The organism is Amycolatopsis sp. NPDC003731 (assembly GCF_053586895.1).
Genome location: NZ_JBSFNC010000073.1, coordinates 38211 through 44210, shown reverse-complemented (window position 1 = coordinate 44210; position 6000 = coordinate 38211). Strand labels below are relative to the sequence as shown.

General features: G+C 70.5%; 7 protein-coding genes. 4 read left to right on the top strand and 3 right to left on the bottom strand.

What is annotated here, in order from left to right; genetic code table 11:
• The 4 genes from ACWDN5_RS27180 to ACWDN5_RS27165 form a co-directional block, all read left to right on the top strand.
• The coding region (locus ACWDN5_RS27180) for an NAD-glutamate dehydrogenase domain-containing protein (protein WP_449678256.1) at nt 1-1460 on the top strand (1460 nt) is incomplete at its 5' end.
• Entirely contained in the window at nt 1457-1876 is a 420-nt protein-coding gene (locus ACWDN5_RS27175) for an acyl-CoA thioesterase (RefSeq protein WP_310972124.1), read from the top strand. The genes ACWDN5_RS27180 and ACWDN5_RS27175, both read left to right, overlap by 4 nt.
• Nucleotides 1869-2504 carry a hypothetical protein gene (locus ACWDN5_RS27170; RefSeq protein ID WP_449678255.1) on the top strand — a complete coding sequence of 212 codons (636 nt, stop codon included), beginning with the start codon at nt 1869-1871 and terminating at the stop codon, nt 2502-2504. The genes ACWDN5_RS27175 and ACWDN5_RS27170 overlap by 8 nt, the downstream gene beginning before the upstream one ends.
• Nucleotides 2505-2556: 52 nt before the next feature.
• Nucleotides 2557-2808, top strand: coding sequence for a hypothetical protein (locus ACWDN5_RS27165; RefSeq protein ID WP_310972128.1), 252 nt, complete (start codon nt 2557-2559; stop codon nt 2806-2808).
• Here the strand turns inward: ACWDN5_RS27165 and ACWDN5_RS27160 are convergent.
• The 3 genes from ACWDN5_RS27160 to ACWDN5_RS27150 form a co-directional block, all read right to left on the bottom strand.
• Complete coding sequence (locus ACWDN5_RS27160; protein WP_310972130.1) at nt 2805-4355, bottom strand: glycoside hydrolase family 13 protein; 1551 nt, start codon at nt 4353-4355, stop codon at nt 2805-2807. The two genes, ACWDN5_RS27165 and ACWDN5_RS27160, sit on opposite strands and share 4 nt — an antisense overlap.
• Nucleotides 4355-4738 (bottom strand): globin, encoded by a 384-nt coding sequence (locus ACWDN5_RS27155; protein WP_354923302.1) that lies wholly within the window; start codon nt 4736-4738, stop codon nt 4355-4357. Before ACWDN5_RS27155 ends, ACWDN5_RS27160 begins: the two co-directional genes overlap by 1 nt.
• A gap of 100 nt (nt 4739-4838) precedes the next feature.
• A complete protein-coding gene (locus ACWDN5_RS27150) occupies nt 4839-5789 on the bottom strand; it encodes a mechanosensitive ion channel family protein (RefSeq protein ID WP_396136939.1) in 951 nt (316 codons plus the stop codon).
• Nucleotides 5790-6000 lie beyond the last annotated feature (211 nt).

Genomic DNA, 6000 nt, shown 5'->3' with positions numbered 1-6000 from the left:
AGCGTCGGGCCGCTCTTCGACTGGTACCGGGTCGGGGACGTCGAGCTGCCGATGATCGGCTACCCGATGACGGGCGCGGTGCCGACGCGCTGGACAACTCGGCCGGCGTCGACTGCTCCGACCACGAAGTCAACATCAAGATCCTGCTCGACCACCTCGTCCAGACCGGCAAGCTGGAGCGCGAGCAGCGCAATGAGCTGCTGGAGGAGATGACCGACGAGGTCGGCGCGCTGGTGCTCAAGGACAACTACCGGCAGAACGCCGTCCTCGGCGTCAGCCGCGCGCACGCCGCGCCGATGCTGTCGGTGCACGCGCGCCAGGTGCAGGCGCTGGTGGCCGCGGGCGCGTTCGACCGCAAGCTCGAGGCCCTGCCGAGCAATTCGGAGTTCCGCGAGCTGGAGAAGGCGGGCAAGGGCCTCACCTCGCCGGAGCTGGCGACGCTGCTCGCGCACGTCAAGCTGGAGCTGAAGGACGAGCTGCTGGCCAGCGACCTGCCCGACTCGAAGGTCTTCGCGGCGCGGCTGCCCGAGTACTTCCCGAAGCCGCTGCGCGAGCGGTTCGGCTCGGCGATCGGCGAACACCCGCTGCGCCGTCAGATCATCACCACGCTGATCGCCAACGAGGTGGTCGACGGCGGTGGCATCTCCTTCGTCTACCGGCTGATGGAGGAAATGAACGCGACGGCGACGGACGCGGTGCGCGCGTACGCCGTGGTGACGCAGGTGTTCGACCTCCCCGCGCTGTGGAAGGAGATCGACGCGCTCGACAACGTCGTGCACACCGACGTCGCCGACGCGATGGTGCTGGAGACGCGGCGCCTGCTCGACCGGGCCGCGCGCTGGTTCCTCACCAACCGGCCGCAGCCGCTGGCCCCGCTGTCGGAGATCAAGCGCTTCCGGCGGGTGCTCGACAAGCTCGTCCCGAACATCGGCGACCTGCTGCGCGGCCGCGAAGCCGAGTCGGTGCAGAAGCACGTCGACGAGCTGATCGCCGCGAACGTGCCCGAGGGCCTGGCCCGCCGGGTGTCGCTGCTGCTGCACACCTACGGCCTGCTCGACGTCACCGAGGTCGCCGAGCTCGCCGAGCAGCAGATCGGCGTGGACGCGGTGCACAGCCCGGCCGAGACGGCGGAGCTGTACTACGCGCTCTCGGCGCACCTGGACATCGACTCGATGCTCACCGAGATCAGCAAGCTCGAACGCGGCAACCGCTGGCACGCGCTGGCCCGGCTTTCGCTGCGCGACGACGTCTACGGTTCGCTGCGGGCGATCACGCTCGATGCGTTGCGGCACAGCGATCCGGGCTCGTCCGGGGACGCCAAGATCGCGCAGTGGGAGAAGACGAACGCGTCCCGGCTGCAGCGGGCGCGCGTCGCGCTAGACGAGATCACCAAGTCCGGCCGGCTCGACCTGGCGACCCTCTCGGTGGCGGCCCGCCAGATCCGGAGCACGGTGCGGTGACCTACGTATCGCACGTCCGCCCGCGCTGGACGGACATGGACGTCTACGGCCACGTCAACCACGCGAAGCTGGTGACGCTGCTGGAAGAGGCACGCATCCCGCTGCTGTTCAAGGGCGCCGTCGAGGCGGGGCTGGACCAGCTGCCGAAGGGCATCGTCGTGGTGCGGCTGGAAGTGGCCTACAAGGCGCCGATCGTGGTGTCCGGGCAGGAACTGCGGGTGGACATCGACCTGACGCAGCTGCGCGCGGCGAGCTTCACGCTGGCCTACCGGGTGCACGGCGGGCCGTCCCCGGACGACCCGGTGGCGGTCACCGCGGAGACGGTGCTGGCGCCGTACGACACGGTCGAGTTGCGGCCGCGTAGGCTCAGCCCGGCCGAGTCGGAGTTTCTGAAGCAGGGGTTCGCGGATGCCTGAGTTGTTCGTGCCGGACGCGGCCGACCGGGAGACCCTCGGCGCGTTCGTCGCCCGCGCGGTCCGGCTGGACGGCCAGACGGCCGTCCGGCTGCGCCGGCGCGGCGACGGCGTGGTCGAGGCCTGGACGTCGACGCCGTTCGAGTGCCTGGCCACCCGAGCGGTGGCCGGGGACGTGACACCCGGTGACGTCACGGTGTCCGGCAACGAGCTGCTCGCGGCGCTGACCGTGGCGGGCGGGCCCCGGATGGACCCGGGCCCGGCCCGCGACCTGCTCTGGCACGGCGAGCTCCCGCCGCCCGGCCGCTGGCCGCTGGTCGACGAGCTCCCGGCGCAGGTGGTGTCCGAGCTGGCGGATCGCGGCGTCACGCTGGCCAGGGACAACGTGGGCCCGCACGGCACGCCGCCGGCGTCGCTGATGGACCAGGCGGTGCTGACCGTGAGCGGCGGTTCGGTCGAGGTCAAGGTGCAGATGCGCTGCCTGTTCGCGATGTCCGGCATGGGGTTCGTGGACTCGGACGTGCCCGGTGACGTGGTCCGCGTGACGGCCACGGACTCGTGGATGCGCCTGGACGCGCGCTATGGCGCGATCGTGCGACGCCGTCACGCGCTGTTGCCGCTGTTGTTCTGACGAAGTCCTTACGGCGGCCACCATCCGGCCCGGATGGTGGCACGCTGGAGGCATGACCCCGGACAACGACCCGACCGCGGACTTCCTCGACGAAGTCCGCGTGTCGGAGCCGCAGTGGCGGCGCGACCGTCCGGCGGGCGAGCAGGCGCCGGAGCGCGCCGAAAGACCTGAGAGGTGGGGTCGCACGCGCGCGGCGGGCCGGGCGGCCGCCCAGGCGGCGCCCTACCTCCAGGCCGCGGCCCTGGTGGCCTGGCTGGCCAGCGGCGCCTTCGACGACGGCTCGGGTTCGGGTGGCCAGAGCTAGACGAGCCAGGCGGCCGAGTCCGCGGGCAGTTTCCCCTCCACCAGCGGACTGCTCGACAACAACACCTCACCCGGCGGCAACGCGATCGGCGAGGCCGACGTGTTCAACGCGCACACCAGCCCACCCCCGCGCCGCCGGAAGGCGAAACAGCCTGCCGGTGCGCCGTACCACTCCAGCTCGTCGCCGCTGAACGCCGCGTGTGTTTTCCGCAGCTCGATGGCGGCGCGGTACAGCGACAGCGTCGAGTCCGCGTCCTCGATCTGCTTCTCCACCGTCAACCCCGCCCATGAAGCCGGCATCGGCAGCCACGTGCGCGGATTGCGCGAGAACCCGAACGGCGGCAGGTCGCCCTCCCACGGCAGCGGGACCCGCGCCACGTCCCGCCCGAACTCCGCCCCGCTCGTCTTGGCCCGCGGGTCGGTCATGTCCGACGGCGACAGCGAAACGTTCGCCAGCCCCAGTTCTTCGCCGTTGTACAGGTACACCGCGCCCGGCAGCGCCAGCTCCACCAGGGCCATCGCCCGCGCGCGCCGCACGCCCACCGAGCCGCCGCCGTAGCGGCTGACCTGGCGCCAGACGTCGTGGTTGCCCAGCGTCCAAGTTGCCGGGGCGCCCGTGCGGGCGGGGACGGCCAGGGAGCGCTCGATGGCCGTGCGCATGGCGTCGGCGTCGAAGTGGGTCAGCACCAGCCGGAAGTTGAACGCCAGGTGCAGTTCGTCGGGCCGCAGGTAGCGCGACAGGCGTTCCTCGTCGGTCACCCAGATCTCGCCGACCGCCATCGCGTCCGGGAACTCGTCGAGCACCTTGCGGATCATCTGGTGGATCTCGTGGACCCCGTCGTGGTCCCACCGCGGGTCGTAGTAGTGGCTCGGCCCCAGCGCGTTCGCGCGCGGGTCCATGTCCGGCAGGCCGGGCGGCTTGGCCATGCCGTGGGCGACGTCGATGCGGAAGCCGTCGACGCCGCGTTCGAGCCAGAACCGCAGCGTGCGCTCGAGATCCGCGGCGACCTCGGGATTGGCCCAGTTGAGGTCCGGCTGCTGCGGCGCGAACAGGTGCAGATACCACTGGCCGTCCGGCACGCGCGTCCAGGCCGGGCCGCCGAAGGCGCTGACCCAATTGTTCGGCGGGTCTTCGCCCTTCGGCCCGACGCCGTCGCGGAAGATGTACCGGTCGCGCTCGGGGCTGCCCGGCGCGGCGGCCATCGCCGACTTGAACCAGGCGTGCTGGTTGCTGGTGTGGTTCGGGACCACGTCCACGGTGACCTTGATGTTCCGCTTGTGCGCCTCGGTGAGCAGCACGTCGAAGTCGCCGAGGGTGCCGAACATCGGGTCGACGTCCCGCGGGTCGGCGATATCGTAGCCGTGGTCGGCCATGGGGGAGCGGTAGAAGGGCGTCAGCCACAGCGCGTCGACGCCCAGCAGCTCCAGGTAACCGAGCCGGGAGTGGATGCCTTCCAGGTCCCCGACGCCGTCACCGTCCGAGTCGGCGAACGAGCGCACGTAGACCTGGTAGAAGACGGCATCGCGCCACCAGGCGGCCGAGGTCATCAGACGAAGCTGTTCATCATGCTGTGCGCCGCCATCTCCAGGTAGGCCCACAGCTGCCCCCGGTACGGTTCTTCGAGGTTCTCTTCGTCGACGGCGATCCGGATGCACCGCAACCAGGCGTCCCGCTCGAGCGGCCCGATCTTGAACGGCGCGTGCCGCATCCGCAGCCGCGGGTGCCCGCGCTGGTCGGAGTAGGTGTGCGGGCCGCCCCAGTACTGGATGAGGAACAGCCGGAACCGCTCCTCGGCGGGCCCGAGGTCCTCTTCGGGGTAGAGGGGCCGGAGGACCTCGTCGCGCGCGACCTCCTCGTAGAACCGCCCGACGATCCGGCGGAAGGTCGGTTCGCCGCCGACCGCTTCGTAGAGGTTCGCCGGTTCGCTCACTGCAGACACGCCTTCCATTTTGCCCTTGGGGTGCGGGTTCCCGACGCCCGGTCCGCACAGTTCCGGTTCGTCGCGAACCCGCTCCCCAGCGTAATGGCGCCTACTTCTCGACGGCCGGGGCCGCGGGCGGGAACAGCCGGCCGAGCGGCGGTTCGAAGCCCGCCTCCTCCAGAGCCGCCAGCAGCTGGGCCCGCAGCGCCCGCTGCACCGCCCACTGCTTACCCGGCCGGACCTTCACCGTCAGGCGGAGCGAGAGCCCTTCCGGTGTGACGCTTTCCACACCCAGCATCTCCGGCGGCTCGAGGACGTTGTCCTTGAGCGCGTCGGACTCCGTGGCCGTGACCGCCGCGTCGGCGAGCACCGTCGTCGCGCGCTCGACGTCGGCCGTGTACCCGAGGGGGACGTCCACGACCGCCACCGCGAAGCCCTGGCTCGAGTTGCCGACGCGCAGCACTTCGCCGTTGCGGACGTACCAGACCGTACCCTTGACGTCACGCAGCGTCGTAATGCGCAAGCCCACCGACTCGACCGTGCCGGATGCTTCGCCCACGTCCACGACGTCGCCGACGCCGTATTGGTCCTCGACCATCATGAAGATCCCGGACAGGAAGTCCTTGACCAGGTTCTGGGCGCCGAAGCCGATCGCGACGCCGATGATGCCCGCCGACGCGATGATCGGGCCGAGGTTGATGCCGAGTTCGCCCAGCACGAGGATGAACGCCAGGCCGTAGATCAGGAACGTCGACATCGACTTCAGCACCGAGCCGATGGTCTTCGCGCGCTGGCGGCGCCGTTCGATCACGGCGGAGCCGAGCACCTCCGGGGCGCGCTCGCGCAGGGGGCGCAGCAGCGACGGGAGCTTGCCGCCGGTCTTCGGCAGGGTCGTGACGCGGTTGATCAGCCTTCTCAGGATCAGGCGCACCAGGAACGCGATCACGATGATCATCAGGATCTTGACCGGCTTGGTGATCAGCCAGTTCGCCGAGCCCGCCAGCCACAGGTTGTGCGTGACGTCGTACACCGTGTAGCAGAACGTACTGGGGTCCTTCACGCACGGCGGGTCGGCGGAGGGGAGCAGGGAAAGCACGGCGGTTCGTTCATCCTTCCGATCGGGTCGGGCACCCCAACGCCGAGTGGATGTTGGGTCGCGCGGATGTGACACGTCTTGTAACACACGTGCGCTGGGGGCCTGTTCTGTGGTCGACTATGCCTACGCCCCTGGAGGTGGTCGAGTGCCAGACCGACAACCCAGCCCCCGCGGC

Excerpts from the sequence above, each read along its gene's own strand:
- ACWDN5_RS27165 (WP_310972128.1), top strand. The coding sequence starts at position 2,557 with ATGACCCCGGACAACGACCCGACCGCGGACTTCCTCGACGAAGTCCGC.
- ACWDN5_RS27170 (WP_449678255.1), top strand. The coding sequence starts at position 1,869 with ATGCCTGAGTTGTTCGTGCCGGACGCGGCCGACCGGGAGACCCTCGGC.
- ACWDN5_RS27160 (WP_310972130.1), bottom strand. The coding sequence starts at position 4,355 with ATGACCTCGGCCGCCTGGTGGCGCGATGCCGTCTTCTACCAGGTCTAC.